Raw genomic sequence first — 17,126 nt, 5'->3', positions numbered from 1 at the left:
AATCTCTCGAAACAGAGTAAGTCTGTGCACTAACTTCTTCACACATAGATGGAGTATAACAAGCGGCCAGGCGGAATGCAAGTCCTATTTCACCCGGATGCGGAACCGGATTATTTATCAGAAGACTTTGGCTTGGAGGCTCGCTTAAATGAAGCAAACAGCTCTTCGTTTGTTTTCGTTTCTTTCACCTTCTTCAGGAACTTTTCCATGAAGTCAGGCTGATCGTTGAGTGTACGGCGGATCGCCCACAGGTTCTCAATCTGCTCCTGCGGCAGCAGCAGCTCTTCTCGGCGCGTGCTGGAGCGGCGAATGTCGATCGCCGGATAGATACGTCGTTCGGCAAGCTTGCGGTCGAGATGCAGCTCCATGTTGCCGGTGCCTTTAAATTCCTCATAAATGACATCGTCCATGCGGGAGCCGGTTTCGACAAGCGCTGTAGCGAGAATCGTCAGGCTGCCGCCTTCCTCAATGTTTCGGGCAGCTCCGAAAAAGCGCTTCGGACGGTGAAAGCTCGCCGGATCGATCCCGCCGGAAAGCGTACGTCCGCTCGGCGGTACAACGAGATTATAGGCACGTGCAAGTCTCGTGATGCTGTCCATCAAAATAACGACGTCCTTCTTCGCTTCGACGAGCCGCATCGCACGGTCAAGTACGAGTTCAGCTACCTTGATATGGTTTTCCGGCACTTCATCAAACGTGGAGCTGACGACTTCCCCTTTGACGGACCGTTCCATATCCGTCACTTCTTCCGGGCGCTCGTCGATCAGCAGCACGATGATCTCCATTTCAGGATGATTGACGGCGATGCTGTTGGCGACCTCCTTCAGCAGCAGGGTTTTACCTGCTTTAGGCGGTGCTACGATCAGCCCGCGCTGGCCGTAGCCGACCGGAGAAATCATATCGAGTACGCGGGAGGCGACCATTTTCGGTTCGTGCTCCAGCTTCATTTTCCGATCCGGATAAAGCGGTGTCAGCTGTGGAAAATGAGGACGCTCCGAGGCTTTATCAGGATCTTCACCGTTTACAGCAGCTACTTGCAGCAGTCCGTAATAGCGTTCGTTTTCCTTCGGTTTTCTCACCTTCCCGGATACTTTATCACCGTTACGGAGCCGGAAGCGGCGGATTTGCGAAGCGGAAATGTAAATATCCTGCGGGCTCGGCTTGTATGTATTAGACCGCAGAAAGCCGAAGCCTTCCGTTTGGATAATTTCCAAAATCCCTTCCATGAACATCAGGTCTTCGTTTTCCGCCTGCTTTTTAAAAATAGCAAAAATCAGCTCTTTTTTCGTAAGCTGGCTGTAGTAGGAAACTTTATGTTCCTTTGCGAGCGCGTAAAGCTCTTTCAGCTTCATGTGCTCCATTTCTTTTAATGTTACACCCATTTGTGTCACCAAACCTTTTCTTCGTTTTCAAGCTGTCCGCTGCTTCCAAAAATCCAGCAGGAAGCATCCGGCAGCGTATTTGTACTGTCGGTGCGAAGCAAGACTTATTTATCTAATCATAATCGAGCTGGACTGACAAGAGAGGACGGTCTGCAGAAGTACGAGGAAAACAGGCAGGGCGCTTTGAAAAAGAGGCAAAGCGCCTGCGGCAGCCGGCGCTGGCTGCCTGATCTGAAAACGTTGCTTGGAAGACGGCGGCTGTCCTCGCATAACGTGTAAGAGAAACCGGTCTGAGCCTTGCAGCGGGACCCTTTCGGCCGTTCGCCGTCCGTCACGCCGGTTGCTGCGGAGATCGCGTCTTCTCCGGATACGAGATCCTCCACCTAAAGGACGCGGCCCAATGCATTCCCGCTATGAATTTTTAATTTCTTCTTCCTCTTCGACGGAAAGCTTTTCACGCCATACATTCGCTCCAAGCGCATTCAGCTTCTCTTCGAGGTTGGCATAACCGCGGTCAATATGATGCACGTCTGTGATTTCTGTCACTCCGTCTGCGATCAGACCGGCGGCGACGAGGGCTGCACCTGCACGCAGGTCGGTCGCGCGCACGCGGGCTCCCTGCAGCCTGGACGTCCCGCTCACCAGTGCTGCGCGGCCTTCCACTTTAATATCTGCTCCCATGCGGCGGAGCTCGTCCGTATGCTTAAAGCGGGCGCTGTAAATCGTATCGGTGACCATGCTGGAGCCGTCAGCCTGCGTTAAGAGCGCGGTGACGGGCTGCTGCAGATCGGTTGCAAATCCCGGGTAGACAAGTGTTTTAATGTCCACCGGCCGCAGGTGATCCGCCCGTTCAATATGAACCGCATCCTCATCTTCCGTAATCTTCACGCCCATTTCGCGAAGCTTCGACATCAGTGATTCCAAATGAAGCGGAATAATGTTGTCGACTGTTACGCTGCGTCCCATCGCTGCTGCGAAAATCATATACGTTCCAGCTTCAATCCGGTCAGGAATAATCGAATGACGGCATCCGTGAAGCTCCTTTACTCCTTCGATACGGATGACGTTCGTTCCTGCTCCTTTTATTTCTGCCCCCATGTTTGTTAACAGCGTAGCAACATCAATGATTTCCGGCTCCTTCGCCGCGTTTTCAATCACGGTGCGCCCTTCCGCTCTGACCGCTGCAAGCATAATATTGATCGTAGCGCCGACGCTTACGACGTCGAGATATATCCGGGCACCGGTCAGCTTCTCCGCCTGCAGATAAATCGCTCCCTGCTCATTTGTCACCTTCGCACCTAGGGCTTCGAACCCTTTAATATGCTGGTCGATCGGGCGCGGGCCCAGATTGCAGCCGCCCGGCAGTCCAATGACGGCCTTGCCGAAGCGGCCGAGCATCGCTCCCATCATATAGTAGGAGGCGCGCAGCTTCTTCACACGGCCGTTCGGCAGCGGCATGGCGATCATCCGCTCCGGATTGATGGAAAGTGCTCCGTTGATAAACTCTGTTTCCGCTCCTGCTTCCTGAAGCAGATCTGCGAGTATGCCTACATCTGAAATAGCAGGCAGGTTGTCGATGATGACGGTTGAATCTGCCAGCATGGCTGCCGGGATCAGCGCAACAGCACTGTTTTTAGCGCCGCTGACCGAGACACTGCCTTCCAGCAGATGACCGCCTTCAATTAAAATTTTATCCATCACGTGGTTCCTTCCTTGAACGAAAATGAGATGATTGTTGCTGCGTACCCGGGGCTGTCTTCGTGCGGAGAAAGCAGGCGGACGAGTCGCCCGCCTCTGTCAGTTTGCTTTATCAGGCGTTCTGGCTTTTCTGCCAGTCGCTGAGGAATTTTTCAATACCGATATCCGTAAGCGGGTGCTTTGTCAGCTGCTCGATGACCTTCCACGGCAGCGTCGCAATATGAGCGCCGCGCAGGGCCGACTCTGTTACGTGCTGCGGGTGGCGGATCGAAGCGGCAATAATTTCTGTTTCAATGCCGTGCAGGTCAAACATGTCGGAAATCGTGCCGATCAACTCGAGGCCGTCGTGTCCGATGTCATCCAGTCTGCCAAGAAACGGAGAAACATAACTTGCACCGGCTCGTGCAGCAAGCAGCGCCTGATTCGCTGAGAATACAAGCGTCACATTCGTTTTGATTCCGAGGCTGCTGAACGTCCGAACAGCTTTCAGGCCTTCCAGGGTCATCGGCACCTTCACCGTAATGTTCGGTGCGATTTCCGCGAGTTCCTTGCCTTCCCGGATCATACCGTCCGCGTCTGTCGCGATTACTTCCGCACTGACAGATTCCTCAACGAAGCTCGTAATTTCCCGGAGCCTTTCATGAAAGTCCGCCCCCTCTTTGGCTACGAGAGACGGGTTGGTCGTCACGCCTGCCAGAATGCCAAGCTCCTGCGCCTGGCGGATCTCGTCTGTATTGGCTGAATCAATAAAAAATTTCACTGCTGAATTCCTCCTCTGCTGCAAATCGTCCGGGTTCCCCCGGCAAATGATAACGCTTTCTCCCATGATGGAAAAGAAGGAGTCAGCGCACTGCTGACCTCCTTCTCCTTTCGCTTACTGCGCCTGGCCGGAAGAACCGAACTCACGCATTTTACCAATCACGGTTTCCTTGATTGCTTCGCGGGCCGGCCCGAGGTATTTACGCGGGTCGATCATGTCCGGATTCGCATCAAGCGTCTCGCGGACTGCCTTTGCAGAAGAAATCTGGTTTTCCGTGTTCACGTTGATTTTAGCTGTGCCAAAAGAAATCGCCTTTTTGATGTCTTTTGTCGGAATACCGGTTCCGCCGTGCAGAACGAGCGGCACTTCCGTCATCGTGGAGATTTCCTCCATGCGGTCAAAGCCGAGGTTCGGCTCGCCTTTATATGGACCGTGTACAGAACCAAGAGCTGGTGCGAAGCAGTCTACGTTCGTTTCACGGATCAGCTGGTCACACTCGGAAGGGATCGCATACGCCGCTTCTGCGTCGTCTACAATCAAATCATCTTCCTGTCCGCCGATACGGCCAAGCTCTGCTTCAACAGAAACGCCGAGCAGGTGAGCCACTTCGACAACCTTCTTTGTCAGAGCAATGTTTTCCTCAAGCGGGTGGTGGGAGCCGTCGATCATCACAGATGTGAAGCCGGCATACATTGCTTCCACGCACTTTTCAAAGCTGGAGCCGTGGTCCAGGTGAATCGCAACAGGAACCGTTGTTCCGTAGCTTTCCATCAGCCCTTCAACCATTGCTACGACAGATTTGAATCCGCCCATGTAGCGGGCTGCACCTTCGGATACACCGAGAATAACCGGTGACTTTTCTTCTTCTGCCGCCTGCAGGATCGCCTGCGTGAACTCAAGGTTGTTCAGGTTGAACTGACCTACCCCGTAAGAATTGGCTTTTGCTGTTTCCAGCATCTCTTTCATCGATACTAAAGGCATGTGCTAAAGTCCTCCTTCTGAATGGTCACGTGCTTCTTTCAGCTTTTCTGATGACTGCAGGGTAAAGCATACAAATAAAGGCGATCGTGCTTGATCGCGGCTGTTATTTGTATGATTCGGACGTTTTACCAGCTGCTGCCCAGAAAAACTCACGCCCTCATTATAGCACATTCCGCTCCCGTTTCACGGGTTTGAATCGATTATTTTCAAGGATAGCGCTTACAGTTTCGCCTTTTCCTCAAAAAACCGCCGCACGCTCTGCCGAACGATATCAATATCGAATGGTTTGGAAAACTGCTGGGATGCTCCAAGATCCGCCGCTTCCCGCATCAGCTCCATTTCTCCGTATGCCGTCATCATAAATACTTCTGTTGCCATGCTTCTGGCACGCATCTCCCGCAATATTTCAATACCGTCCATGCCCGGTATTTTCATATCCAGCAGGACAAGGTCCGGCTCTTCAGACTGAATCATGTCGAGTGCGGCCTGCCCATTGGACGCCTCGAACGTTTCATAGCCGTCTTTTTCCAGTACTTCCTTCAGCAGGAGGCGGATGCCGATTTGATCATCCACAACCAGCAGTTTTTGGCCCATACGTATTCCCCTTCCTTCATACTCCCCTATATTCTTCCTTCAATTACCTTTTGTTACCATAATAGTGAATCTGATCGAAAAGATCAATCATTGTTTTTCGGATCGGCCGTTCCCGCTGGTTCTTCTGGTTTCAAACGGCGTGTTGCAGGCAACAGTTAGATGGAACCGCTATGCTCATGATAGGCTTAGATGGAAAGGAAAGGATGGATAGTCATGAAAAAAATGTTTGATACACAAGTGAGCGGGCTTCTTCAGAAGCTGGAGGCCCTTGAGGAGTCCGTCGAAGATGCTGCCCGGATGACAGCGCAAAGCCTGATCGGCGATGGTCATCTTTATGTCGCTTCAAGCGCCGATCTCGGCGGAATTGTATCCCAGGCCGTGCACGGGGCGGATGCCGTTCAGGATGCCGAACGGCTGGAGGACGACACAGTGCTGACGGATTTGGATACGGTCTGGGTGTTCACGTCCAGCCGTGAAGAGACTGCCGCAGCCGAAACACGTGCTGCCGATGCCGGGGCCGTACTCGTCGTCGCCTCACCCGAAGCTTCGGAGGAAGCAGACAGCATCCGCTCGTTCTCCCTGCCGACCGGTGTGACGCGCCCGCTGCTCCCGACCGAGTCGGGCGCACGGATCGGCGAGCCGCACCTGCTCGTCACTCTTCACCTGTACTACATGCTCTTTTTTCAGCTGCAGGAAATCATCGAAGAGCACGAAGACTAAGGCTTCGAGCAGAACCACTGGCCGAAAAGAATCTCTTCATCAAAGGGAATACCTTCTAAGAGCAGGATGACTTCATCTTGAAACAGGAAAGGACCGGCGGCCGCCGGTCCTTCTCTTATTTTCTATACGATCAGTTGTCGGAAGCAGCGCGGATGAACTCCCGGAAGAGCGGCTGCGGTCTTGTTGGACGGGACACGAATTCCGGATGGAACTGGGACGCCACAAAGAACGGATGATCCGTCAGCTCAATTACTTCCACGAGGCGGCCGTCCGGGCTGGTGCCGGAGAAAGCAAAGCCTTTTTCAACCATTTCTTCGCGGTATTTGTTGTTAAACTCATAGCGGTGACGGTGCCGCTCGTATACGACCGGCTCTCCGTAAGCTTCGAACGCCTTCGTGTCCGGCGTCAGCTTGCACGGATAGAGGCCGAGGCGGAGCGTGCCGCCAAGATCTTCCACGTCCTTCTGCTCAGGAAGCAGGTCGATTACCGGATCTGGAGTCGCCGGATCGAGCTCAGCCGAATGCGCCTGCTCATAGCCGAGTACGTTGCGTGCAAATTCGACCGTGGCTAACTGCATGCCAAGGCAGATGCCGAGAAACGGAACGCCGTTAACACGTGCGTGTTCAATCGCCGCGATCTTCCCTTCAACACCGCGGTCGCCGAATCCGCCCGGCACAAGAATACCGTCTGCACCGGCAACCTGTTCGGCGATTGTTTCACGTGAAACTTCTTCCGAGTTGACCCATTTAATCGATACGTCAGCATCGAACTGGAAGCCTGCATGCTTAAGTGCCTCTGCCACAGACAAATATGCATCCGGAAGCTCGACGTATTTGCCGACCAGGGCAATTGTAATGCTGCGGGAGAGATTTTTAACACGGTCGACGAGCGCGTTCCACTCGGTCATATCTGCTTCTTTGCAGTTCAGGCTGAGGTGGTCGCAAACGAATTGATCAAGCTTCTGCTCCTGCAGATGAAGCGGCACTTCGTACAGAGTATCCGCATCGCGCGCTTCAATCACCGCCCGCTTATCAATGTCGCAGAATAACGCAATTTTATCCTTCATTTCTGTCGGCACCGGACGCTCGGTACGCACGACGATCACGTTTGGCTGAATGCCGAGACTGCGCAGCTCCTTCACGCTGTGCTGTGTCGGCTTCGACTTCATTTCACCTGCTGCAGCCAAATAAGGGATGAGCGTGCAGTGAATGTAAAGGACATTTTCAGCCCCGAGGTCGCTCTTCACCTGGCGAATCGCTTCGAGGAACGGCAGACTCTCAATATCTCCGACTGTGCCGCCGATTTCCGTAATCACGATATCCGGATTTCCTTCTGAAGCCGCCTGCTTGATGCGCCCTTTAATCTCATTTGTGATGTGCGGAATAACCTGCACGGTCCCGCCGAGGTAGTCGCCGCGGCGCTCTTTTTTCAGGACGGAGGAATAGACCTTTCCTGTCGTGACGTTGCTGTATTTACCGAGGTTGATGTCGATGAAGCGCTCATAGTGACCGAGGTCGAGGTCCGTTTCCGCCCCGTCATCTGTTACGAAGACTTCCCCGTGCTGATACGGGCTCATCGTTCCCGGATCGACGTTGATGTACGGATCAAACTTCTGGATGGTCACTTTCATTCCGCGGTTTTTCAAGAGCCTTCCCAATGATGCGGCTGTGATGCCTTTTCCAAGGGAGGAAACGACACCGCCTGTTACGAAAATATACTTTGTCATTCTGCTCATCTCCTTTATCGTGCATGCCGAATGCCTTCCGGCGCTGCTTTACGTCCGGGCTTTGTGTGCAAAAAAGAAAAGCGCCCCCTCTCAGAAAGAGGGGGCGCGTACATGTCTGTTCCGCTACTCCGTTTTAGGGAGCCCAAACATGATTCTATCCGGGGCATGATCAAAAGTCAAGGCGGACTTTCATGCTCTCGCAAAATCAGGCTAAAGCCCTCGTTGTGCAGACCGGATGGAAACGGATGCGTGAACCAGAAGCGCCTCCCTGCGAGCGCCAAAAAAGGGAACAAAGCTGAATGCTTTGCCGTTGCAAATGAAGCTTTCTTCGGGAGATCAGTCCCAGGTTGATGCCCGTGAACACTTGCCGGCCGAGGTTACCGTTTTCCAGCTGAAGGTAAACGCTTCGGGAGAGAGGTTCACGCTTTTGCAGGAAATGTGAACCACTTTCGCAGCACGCCAGTCCGCTCGCACACGCTTTTGTCAGACTAAACGAAAGCCGCCCCGCGCTGGCTGCACAGGACGGCTTCTCGTTGTCTGTTAATTCGTTTCTTCTTCCTCTTCTTCATCCTCGTCGTCTTCGCCAACGACAGGCTCTTCTTCGGTATCGAATTCGTCTGATTCATCCACGTCTGCATCTTCTTCGTTCGCAAGCTCGTCCAGCTCGTCCTCGATGTCCTCGAACTCGTCGTATTCTTCAAGCTCGTCCTCAAGCGCCTCTTCTGCATCTGCTTTACGCTTTTTCGGCATCATTTGAGACAGCTCTTCTTCCGTCTGCTCAAACGGATACCAGGAACGAAGTGCCCAGCGGTTGTCACCGAGGTTCACGAAACGGCCGTCCAGAGACATTTGTGTATAGAGATGCGCGATGCGCTCCTGCTTACGCTCTTCTGTCAGACCTTGAATTTCAGCTACGCGGTTGATCAGTACACCGTAGTCCTCGGGGCTGTTCTTTTCCGTCAGCAGCTCAAACGTCACTTCAATCATCGAAATTTCCTTCAGCTGTTCTTCTGTGTAATCCTTCAACGCCATAAGTGAGGCACACCCTTTCCCTTCATCCTGTATCCATAATCAGAAGCAGCCCGCCTTGCTTCGGGCGGACGGCTCCCGTTATACGCATAAATTCATACCTTCCATTATAAACATACTGCCGCCTGTTTTTCCAGCGGATGCGTAAAATTATTTTCTACAGGTTGCGCCGGTACTGTCCGCCGACTTCGTAAAGGGCAGAGGTGATCTGACCAAGACTCGCTGAGCGTACGGTTGTCATGAGCTCTGCGAAGATGTTGCCGCCGGACAGCGCCGTCTGCTTCAGCCGCTCCAGCGCTTCTTCCGCCTCTAGTGCATGGCGCTCCTGGAAGTCTTTCAGCCTGGAGATCTGACCTTCTTTTTCCTCACGGGAGGCACGCGCAAGCTCCATATCGAAGTCCTCTTCGGACGGCGGGTTCGGATTCAGGTACGTGTTCACGCCGATGATCGGCAGGTCGCCGTTGTGCTTTTTCGTCTCATACAGCAGGGACTCTTCCTGAATTTTTCCGCGCTGGTACTGTGTTTCCATCGCGCCGAGCACGCCGCCGCGGTCGCTCATCCGCTCCATTTCGAGCAGAACCGCTTCCTCGACGAGGTCGGTCAGCTCTTCAATGATATACGAGCCCTGCAGCGAGTTTTCGTTTTTGGCGAGTCCCATCTCCTTCGTGATGATGAGCTGGATCGCCATCGCGCGCCTTACGCTCTCTTCTGTCGGCGTGGTCACCGCCTCGTCATACGCATTGGTATGGAGGGAGTTACAGTTGTCGTAAATCGCCATCAGGGCCTGCAGCGTCGTACGGATGTCATTAAAATCGACTTCCTGCGCGTGCAGCGAACGGCCGGACGTCTGAATGTGATACTTCAGCTTCTGGCTGCGCTCGTTCGCGCCGTATTTTTTCTTCATTGCCGTCGCCCAAATACGGCGGGCAACGCGACCGATAACCGCATATTCCGGGTCGAGGCCGTTACTGAAGAAGAAGGACAGATTTGGCGCAAAGTCGTTGACGTTCATGCCCCGGCTTAAGTAGTACTCGACGTACGTGAAGCCGTTGGACAGCGTAAACGCCAGCTGACTGATCGGATTCGCTCCGGCTTCTGCGATGTGATAGCCGCTGATTGACACGGAATAGTAGTTTCGCACGCGTTGGTCGATGAAGTACTGCTGAATATCCCCCATCATACGCAGCGCAAATTCCGTTGAGAAAATACACGTGTTCTGGCCCTGGTCTTCTTTTAAGATGTCGGCCTGAACAGTACCGCGAACGACCTGCAGCGTCTGCTCCTGAATGCGGGCGCGCTCGTCTTCTGTCGGGTTGCGGCCTTCACGCTCTGTGAAGAGCTCGACCTGCTGGTCAACGGCTGTATTCATGAACATCGCAAGGATGATCGGAGCCGGTCCGTTGATCGTCATCGACACGGACGTGGACGGTGCGGTCAAATCAAAGCCTTCGTACAGCTGCTTCATGTCGTCCAGCGTACAGATGCTGACGCCGGATTCGCCGACCTTCCCGTAGATATCAGGACGGTAGTCCGGATCTTCCCCGTAAAGCGTAACGGAGTCAAACGCCGTGCTGAGACGCTTCGCCTCATCGCCCTCCGACAAGTAGTGGAAGCGGCGGTTCGTTCTCGCCGGACTGCCTTCTCCGGCAAACTGCCGTTTTGGATCTTCCCCTTTTCGCTTAAATGGAAAGACACCTGCCGTATAAGGAAAGACACCTGGCACGTTTTCGCTGCGGACCCAGCGGATGATATCTCCGTAGTTTTCATATTTCGGGAGGGCAACCTTCGGGATATCAAGTCCGGAAAGCGAGCGGGTTTTCAGCTCCGTCACGATCTCCTTGTCGCGGATTTTCGTCGTAAACGTATCCTGCGCATATGCCTGCTTCGTTTTTTCCCACGTGTCGAGCGTCTTTTTGACGTCCGGAAGCAGCTTTTGCTCTGTTTCCTGCTTCAGCCTGGCGACGTCTTCCACCGATGCGCCGGTTTCTTCCAGCAGCTGCAGCGTGCCTTCCAGCTGGAACAAACTGCGCGCATAGCCCGCCTGCTCCTCTGTTTCCTGGTGGTAGCCTTTTACGGTCTGTGCAATCTCCCGTAAATAATGCACCTGCTCGGCCGGAATGACGGCGCTGCGAAGCTGAATTTCGTCATGCTCCCCAAGATCCGTCTCCCATTCCATGCCGCAGCTGTTGTTGATCACCTGAACGAGCTCGAAAAAGAGACGGTTCGTACCCGGATCGTTAAACTGGCTCGCTACTGTACCGTAAACCGGCATCGTTTCCGGCTCTTCATCAAAGCGGAGATGGCTGCGCTGATACTGCTTGCGTACTTCCCGGCGTGCGTCTTCCGATCCTTTCCGGTCGAATTTATTAATGGCAATGATGTCTGCGAAGTCGATCATGTCAATTTTCTCCAGCTGCGATGGTGCTCCGAATTCGCTCGTCATCACGTACATGGAAACGTCAGACACGTCTGTCACCGCAGCGTCACCCTGGCCGATCCCGCTCGTTTCAACGATAATCAGGTCAAAACCGGCCAGCCGTACAACCGGGATGGCTTCCTCAACAGCCTTCGAAAGCTCCTGCCGGCTGTCCCGCGTAGCAAGCGAGCGCATGTAGACGCGGTCATGGTGAATCGCATTCATGCGGATCCGGTCGCCAAGCAGCGCACCTCCGGTTTTCTTTTTCGTCGGGTCGACCGACAGCACGGCAGCCCGTTTATCCGGAAACGCCCGCAGAAAGCGGCGGATCAGTTCATCGGTCAGGGAGCTTTTTCCAGCACCGCCCGTACCGGTGATGCCGAGCACCGGCGCTGTCGTACCCGCCTTTTCGCGAATCGCTTCCAGCACCCCGCTCTCTTCGTCACGGAGCTCCTCGCCGAACGCCTTTTTCTCAGCACTCGTAATAAATTTAGCGAGTGCCCGCCGATCCGCGTCGATGATGTGCTCCAACCCAAGTCCTGCAGCCGGTGTTTCAAAGTCACATGCTTCCATCATTTGATCGATCATGCCCTGCAGGCCGAAGCGGCGTCCGTCCTCCGGTGAAAAGATGCGTGTGATGCCGTAGTCGTGCAGTTCGCGGATTTCAGCAGGAATAATCACCCCGCCGCCTCCGCCGAACAGCTTAATATGACCGGCGCCGAGACGTTCCAGCTCATCGTGCAAGTACTTGAAATACTCCACGTGACCGCCCTGATAGGACGAAATTGCAATTCCCTGCACATCTTCCTGTACGGCTGCCTGTGCGACTTCACCGACGGACCGGTTGTGCCCGAGGTGAATCACCTCTGCGCCGGACGCCTGCAGCATGCGGCGCATAATGTTGATGGACGCGTCGTGTCCATCAAACAGAGCGGATGCTGTTACGAAGCGGACCGGGTGCTTTGGGACATACTTTTCCTGCTGCTGAACCGGCTGTTGAGACGTCTTTTCCATACGCTATTCCTCCTTTTGCGGCACCGGCTGCTTATCCGGCGCCTGTTCGTTGACTCCAAATCCGTAAATGAGCTGACGGAGCTGATAGTCGATGTATTCATCCACGCTGTATTCTTTTTGAACGGCCCAGCGGCGGAAGGTCCACATCTGGCCGACGACGAGAATGTGGTGGGCAGCGAGCGACAGCTGCCTGTCATCCATCGTTAATACACCTTCCTCCCGCGCGTTGATGAGCTCTTTTTCAAACACGTCCTTGATCCGGATTTCTTTTTCCAATACGTAGCGGAGCGCTTCCCCGGAGAGCGACTTCGTCTCCTGATACATGACGAGCACTTCATCCTGCAGGTCATCGACGACGCGGAAATACGATTCGATCACCTGCCGGAGCCGTTCCAGCCCGCGCAGATTGCTGTCGAGCAGTTTTTCCCACTTTCTGACGACCTCATCGTAAACCGAATCACAAACGAGAAAGAGGATGTCTTCTTTCGACCCGATGTATTCATAGAGCGTGCCGATGCTGAATCCGGATGCATTGGCGACCTCTCTCGTCGTTGCTTTATGGTAGCCTTTTTCGTTAAATAAACCGACAGCGGCTTTGACGATCTGCGCCCTGCGGCGTGAAATAAGCCGTTCATCCTTTACGAGAGACGGCACCTGCTTTTTCCCCATCGGATCACTCCCCTTTCCTATCCTGAAGCCGTTTGTAAATGCGGTCTGCCAATTCATATGGATCGTGTGTCCCGCCTTGCTGCATCACTTCTGCGAGCACCGGCTCGACTTCTTTACCGAGACGTTCCAGCACGCGGCGGCGGACGTCCGTTTCCAGCTGACGTACGCGCCTGTCCTGCTTTTCTCCCGACTGCTTCAGCCACTCGTGGTGCTTCTCCAGTGCTTCAATGACGGCCTCGGTTCCTTCTCCAGTCGTTGAAACCGTTTCGCTGATTGATTTATACGAAGGCGCTCCCGATATATGCAAGAGGTCTTCAAGCTCTGCTTTCAGCTGGTTTACACCCGGCAAATCGGCTTTGTTAATGATGAACAGGTCGGCAATTTCCATAATGCCTGCTTTAAAGGCCTGAATGATGTCGCCGCCTGACGGATACAACACAAGCGCAACCGTATCCGCCGTTTTCATAATATCGAGCTCCGACTGTCCGACCCCGACTGTTTCCACCACGACCCGGTCGTAGCCTGCGGCATCGAGCAGCCGCACCGTATCCTGACACGCTTCCGAGAGCCCGCCGATGCTGCCGCGTGTGCCCATGCTGCGGATAAACACGCCGCTGTCGGCGTCGTGATCATGCATGCGGATCCGGTCGCCGAGCAGTGCTCCTCCTGAAAACGGACTCGTCGGATCGACAGCCACAACCGCTACCTTCTCGCCCTTTTGACGCCAATGCTTCAGCAGCTGATTCACGAGTGAGCTTTTGCCGGCACCGGGTGATCCGGTGATGCCGACGACCTGTGCCCGGCCGGTATGCGGATGAATTCTCTGCATCAGCTCCCGCTGGTCCGGATGCCGGTCTTCTACAATGGAGATGGCGCGGCCGACTTGCCGTTCCCGGCCGTCCAGCAGCGCCTCCAGATTTACATTCACCGGCTTCCCTCCTGACTGCGTTAGTCTGCGAGCAGCATCTTCGAAATGACGAGCCGCTGCACTTCGTTTGTACCTTCATAGATCTGCGTGATTTTTGCATCACGCATGTAGCGTTCCACCGGATAATCCTTCGTAAAGCCGTAGCCGCCGTGTACCTGGACCGCTTCCACCGTTACTTCCATCGCCGTGTCACCAGCCATCAGCTTCGACATGGCCGACTGCAGACCGTAAGATACACCTTCTGACTCTCTCCAAGCTGCCTGATACGTGAGCAGGCGGGACGCTTCAATTTTCGTTGCCATATCGGCAAGCTTAAAGCTGATGCCCTGCATCTGCCCGATCGGCTTGCCAAACTGCTTTCGCTCCTTCGCGTAGGCAGTGGCGTGATCGAGAGCTCCCTGCGCGATCCCGACTGCCTGTGCAGCGATTCCGTTGCGTCCGCCGTCGAGTGTCATCATCGCAATTTTAAAACCTTCCCCTTCTTCACCGAGCCGGTTGGCAGCTGGAACGCGGACGTTGTCCATGATCACTTCAAGCGTCGGGGAGGAACGGATGCCGAGCTTCTTTTCCTTCTTGCCCATCGTGAAGCCTTCCATGCCTTTTTCGAGTATGAACGCGGTACAGCCCTTATGCTTCTTTTCCGGGTCCGTCAGCGCAAACACGAGGTACACGTCTGCTGCACCGCCGTTTGTAATCCAGACCTTCGAGCCGTTTAACAAGTAGTCGTCGCCGTCACGCTTCGCTGTCGTTTTCATGGCGGCCGCATCACTTCCAGATCCCGGCTCTGACAGGCAGTACGCGCCGAGCAGCTTGCCTTCTGCCATCGGCTTTAAGTAGCGCTGCTTCTGCTCTTCTGTGCCAAACGTGTACACCGGCCAGCCGGCGAGTGACACGTGCGCTGACAGTGTGACGCCGGTCGATGCACAAATACGCGACAGCTCCTCTACCGCAATCACGTAGCTTAAATAATCGGCGCCGATGCCGCCGTATTCCTCCGGCCATGGAATGCCCGTCAAGCCAAGCTCTGCCATCTGATCGAACAGGCCGCGGTCAAACCGCTCTTCCTCATCCCGCTCTGCTGCTGTCGGCTCTACTTCGTTTACGGCAAAATCACGTACCATTTTTCTGATCATTTCCTGCTCGTCTGTTAATTGAAACTGCATGTCTCCCGCTCCTTTTATCGTTTGCCCGCATTACCCTTTTAACAGGTGGTTGCTGACGACGATTTTTTGAATTTCGTTCGTACCTTCATAAATCTGGGTCACTTTCGCATCCCGGAAATAGCGCTCAACCGGATAGTCTTCTGTAAAACCGTAGCCTCCGTGAATCTGCACCGCTTCAATCGCTGTTTTCATCGCTGTATCTGAAGCAAACATTTTCGCCATCGAGGCTTCTTTTCCAGCCGGATTGCCTGCGTTTCGCAGGGAGGCCGCCCGGTAGGTGAGCAGCTTGGCTGCTTCCACGCTCGTTGCCATATCGGCAAGCTTAAAGCCGATGCCCTGCATCTGTCCGATCGGCTTGCCGAACTGCTTGCGTTCCTTTGCATAAGCCGTTGCTGCTTCAAGCGCTGCTTCTGCAATGCCGAGCGCCTGCGCTGCGATACCAATGCGCCCCGCATCCAGGTTGGCCATGGCAATCTTGAAGCCGTCTCCTTCTTCACCGAGACGGTTCGCTTTTGGAATGCGGCAGTCTTCAAATGTGATCGGGCACGTGCTCGATCCTTTCAGGCCCATCTTCTTTTCCTTTGGCTGGACGGTAAAGCCCGGAGTGCCTTTTTCCACGACGAACGCGCTGATGCTTTTGCTGCCCGGATCCTTGGAGGTGCGGGCGAACACGATATACGTATCGGCGTAGCCGCCGTTTGTGATCCACATTTTTGATCCATTTAACACATAGTCGTCGCCATCGGCAATCGCGGTTGTCTTCATCCCGGAAACATCGCTTCCTGCTCCTGCTTCTGAAACAGCGAACGCTCCGAGGTATTCGCCTGAGGCGAGCTTCGGCACCCAGCGCTGCTTTTGCTCTTCTGTTCCGAAGTAAAGAATCGGGTTTGTCCCGACTGATGTATGCACCGAGAGAATAACGCCGACGGTCGCACTGACGCGGGAAAGCTCATGGATCGCAAGAATATAGGACGTGTAGTCCATTTCCATCCCGCCGTACTGCTCCGGAATCGGCATGCCCATGAGGCCAAGCTCGCCCATCTGGCGGACGATTTCTTCCGGGAAGCGGTCTTCCCGCTCCATTTTTTCGATAGCGGGCGCCACTTTTTCCTGGGCAAACTGGCGCACCATCCGTCTTGTCATTTCCTGTTCTTCTGTAAAGGTTAAATTCATGCTGTCGTCATCCTTCCGCTCAATCGTACACGTAGAAACCGCGTCCAGTTTTCTTGCCGAGCCAGCCTGCTTTCACGTACTTGCGCAGCAGCGGGCACGGCCTGTATTTATCGTCGCCGAAGCCTTCGTGGAGCGTTTCCATGATATAAAGACACGTATCAAGGCCGATAAAATCGGCGAGTGTGAGCGGCCCCATCGGGTGATTCATGCCAAGCTTCATCACACTGTCGATTTCCTCAGGACCGGCCACCCCTTCATACACGGTGAAAATAGCTTCGTTCAGCATCGGCATTAAAATCCGGTTTGACACAAACCCCGGAAAATCGTTTACTTCGACTGCTGTTTTTTTCAGCTTGCCCGTCATTTCCGCCACCGCGTCGTAAACCTCGTCGGACGTCTGCAGGCCGCGAATGACCTCCACGAGCTTCATCACCGGCACCGGGTTCATAAAATGCATGCCGATCACCTGATCCGGGCGCTTTGTTTCGGCCGCGATTTCCGTAATTGGAAGCGACGACGTGTTCGTTGCCAATATAGCGTGCTCCGGCGCCCGGGAATCGAGCTGGCGGAAAATATTCTTTTTGATCTCCATGTTTTCTACCGCTGCTTCAATGACCATATCGACGTCTTCTGCGTTCGCGAGATCGGTCGAGAGCTGAATGCGGCGCAGAATCCGTTCTTTGTCGGCATCCGACATCCGCTCTTTCTCCACGTCGCGTGCGAGCCGCTTTTCGATACCCTTCAGACCCTTTTCGGCCGCTTCTTCACTGACATCGTGCATATAGACGTCGTAACCGCCTGCTGCACAAACCTGTGCGATGCCTGCGCCCATCTGTCCGGCACCGACGACCATCACTTTTTGTATGTTCATGC

14 protein-coding genes are annotated in these 17,126 nt (G+C 54.3%); 1 reads left to right on the top strand and 13 read right to left on the bottom strand.

Annotated elements, in window-relative coordinates; all coding sequences use genetic code 11:
* Positions 1 to 110: 110 nt before the first annotated feature.
* The 5 genes from rho to ACFO4L_RS07795 all read right to left on the bottom strand — a co-directional run bounded on the left by rho (position 111) and on the right by ACFO4L_RS07795 (position 5,415).
* On the bottom strand, positions 111 to 1,382 hold the full coding sequence (rho, locus tag ACFO4L_RS07815) for a transcription termination factor Rho (protein WP_377909129.1): 1,272 nt from the start codon (positions 1,380 to 1,382) through the stop codon (positions 111 to 113).
* A 411-nt stretch (positions 1,383 to 1,793) separates the two neighbouring features.
* Positions 1,794 to 3,080 carry a UDP-N-acetylglucosamine 1-carboxyvinyltransferase gene (locus ACFO4L_RS07810; protein ID WP_377909167.1) on the bottom strand — a complete coding sequence of 429 codons (1,287 nt, stop codon included), beginning with the start codon at positions 3,078 to 3,080 and terminating at the stop codon, positions 1,794 to 1,796.
* Between the two features lie 112 nt (positions 3,081 to 3,192).
* A complete protein-coding gene (gene fsa / locus ACFO4L_RS07805; RefSeq protein WP_377909128.1) occupies positions 3,193 to 3,840 on the bottom strand; it encodes a fructose-6-phosphate aldolase in 648 nt (215 codons plus the stop codon).
* 114 nt (positions 3,841 to 3,954) lie between these two features.
* Positions 3,955 to 4,821, bottom strand: a complete 867-nt coding sequence (gene fba, locus ACFO4L_RS07800) for a class II fructose-1,6-bisphosphate aldolase (RefSeq protein WP_377909127.1) — start codon at positions 4,819 to 4,821, stop codon at positions 3,955 to 3,957.
* A gap of 219 nt (positions 4,822 to 5,040) precedes the next feature.
* A complete protein-coding gene (locus ACFO4L_RS07795) occupies positions 5,041 to 5,415 on the bottom strand; it encodes a response regulator (RefSeq protein ID WP_377909126.1) in 375 nt (124 codons plus the stop codon).
* Between the two features lie 213 nt (positions 5,416 to 5,628).
* On the opposite strand from ACFO4L_RS07795, the gene ACFO4L_RS07790 reads away from it, so the two are divergent.
* Complete coding sequence (locus tag ACFO4L_RS07790; protein ID WP_377909125.1) at positions 5,629 to 6,135, top strand: DUF2529 family protein; 507 nt, start codon at positions 5,629 to 5,631, stop codon at positions 6,133 to 6,135.
* Positions 6,136 to 6,265: 130 nt separating this feature from the next.
* On the opposite strand, the gene ACFO4L_RS07785 is transcribed toward ACFO4L_RS07790, so the two are convergent.
* The 8 genes from ACFO4L_RS07785 to ACFO4L_RS07750 form a co-directional block, all read right to left on the bottom strand.
* On the bottom strand, positions 6,266 to 7,861 hold the full coding sequence (locus tag ACFO4L_RS07785) for a CTP synthase (RefSeq protein ID WP_377909124.1): 1,596 nt from the start codon (positions 7,859 to 7,861) through the stop codon (positions 6,266 to 6,268).
* A 540-nt stretch (positions 7,862 to 8,401) separates the two neighbouring features.
* Entirely contained in the window at positions 8,402 to 8,893 is a 492-nt protein-coding gene (gene rpoE, locus ACFO4L_RS07780; protein ID WP_377909123.1) for a DNA-directed RNA polymerase subunit delta, read from the bottom strand.
* Between the two features lie 154 nt (positions 8,894 to 9,047).
* On the bottom strand, positions 9,048 to 12,320 hold the full coding sequence (gene icmF / locus ACFO4L_RS07775) for a fused isobutyryl-CoA mutase/GTPase IcmF (protein ID WP_377909122.1): 3,273 nt from the start codon (positions 12,318 to 12,320) through the stop codon (positions 9,048 to 9,050).
* A 3-nt stretch (positions 12,321 to 12,323) separates the two neighbouring features.
* On the bottom strand, positions 12,324 to 12,989 hold the full coding sequence (locus ACFO4L_RS07770; RefSeq protein ID WP_377909121.1) for a TetR/AcrR family transcriptional regulator: 666 nt from the start codon (positions 12,987 to 12,989) through the stop codon (positions 12,324 to 12,326).
* 4 nt (positions 12,990 to 12,993) lie between these two features.
* Positions 12,994 to 13,917 (bottom strand): methylmalonyl Co-A mutase-associated GTPase MeaB, encoded by a 924-nt coding sequence (gene meaB / locus ACFO4L_RS07765; protein WP_377909120.1) that lies wholly within the window; start codon positions 13,915 to 13,917, stop codon positions 12,994 to 12,996.
* Between the two features lie 20 nt (positions 13,918 to 13,937).
* Complete coding sequence (locus ACFO4L_RS07760) at positions 13,938 to 15,080, bottom strand: acyl-CoA dehydrogenase (RefSeq protein ID WP_377909119.1); 1,143 nt, start codon at positions 15,078 to 15,080, stop codon at positions 13,938 to 13,940.
* A gap of 30 nt (positions 15,081 to 15,110) precedes the next feature.
* Entirely contained in the window at positions 15,111 to 16,253 is a 1,143-nt protein-coding gene (locus tag ACFO4L_RS07755) for an acyl-CoA dehydrogenase (RefSeq protein WP_377909118.1), read from the bottom strand.
* Positions 16,254 to 16,272: 19 nt separating this feature from the next.
* Positions 16,273 to 17,124: a 3-hydroxybutyryl-CoA dehydrogenase gene (locus tag ACFO4L_RS07750; protein ID WP_377909117.1), complete on the bottom strand. Its 852-nt coding sequence runs from the start codon at positions 17,122 to 17,124 to the stop codon at positions 16,273 to 16,275.
* Between the last annotated feature and the right edge of the window lie 2 nt (positions 17,125 to 17,126).

The organism is Bacillus daqingensis (assembly GCF_042654445.1).
In the GTDB taxonomy this organism is placed as follows: Bacteria; Bacillota; Bacilli; order Bacillales; family Salisediminibacteriaceae; genus Alkalicoccus; species Alkalicoccus luteus.
The sequence above is the reverse complement of the archived record's forward strand: the minus strand, read 5'-3'. Positions and strand labels throughout refer to the sequence as shown.

Bases quoted from the DNA above. Each gene is read 5' to 3' on its own strand.
- rho (WP_377909129.1), bottom strand. From the start codon at position 1,382: ATGGGTGTAACATTAAAAGAAATGGAGCACATGAAGCTGAAAGAGCTT.
- ACFO4L_RS07810 (WP_377909167.1), bottom strand. From the start codon at position 3,080: ATGGATAAAATTTTAATTGAAGGCGGTCATCTGCTGGAAGGCAGTGTC.
- fba (WP_377909127.1), bottom strand. From the start codon at position 4,821: ATGCCTTTAGTATCGATGAAAGAGATGCTGGAAACAGCAAAAGCCAAT.
- ACFO4L_RS07795 (WP_377909126.1), bottom strand. From the start codon at position 5,415: ATGGGCCAAAAACTGCTGGTTGTGGATGATCAAATCGGCATCCGCCTC.
- ACFO4L_RS07790 (WP_377909125.1), top strand. From the start codon at position 5,629: ATGAAAAAAATGTTTGATACACAAGTGAGCGGGCTTCTTCAGAAGCTG.
- ACFO4L_RS07785 (WP_377909124.1), bottom strand. From the start codon at position 7,861: ATGACAAAGTATATTTTCGTAACAGGCGGTGTCGTTTCCTCCCTTGGA.
- rpoE (WP_377909123.1), bottom strand. From the start codon at position 8,893: ATGGCGTTGAAGGATTACACAGAAGAACAGCTGAAGGAAATTTCGATG.
- icmF (WP_377909122.1), bottom strand. From the start codon at position 12,320: ATGGAAAAGACGTCTCAACAGCCGGTTCAGCAGCAGGAAAAGTATGTC.
- ACFO4L_RS07770 (WP_377909121.1), bottom strand. From the start codon at position 12,989: ATGGGGAAAAAGCAGGTGCCGTCTCTCGTAAAGGATGAACGGCTTATT.
- ACFO4L_RS07760 (WP_377909119.1), bottom strand. From the start codon at position 15,080: ATGCAGTTTCAATTAACAGACGAGCAGGAAATGATCAGAAAAATGGTA.
- ACFO4L_RS07755 (WP_377909118.1), bottom strand. From the start codon at position 16,253: ATGAATTTAACCTTTACAGAAGAACAGGAAATGACAAGACGGATGGTG.
- ACFO4L_RS07750 (WP_377909117.1), bottom strand. From the start codon at position 17,124: ATGAACATACAAAAAGTGATGGTCGTCGGTGCCGGACAGATGGGCGCA.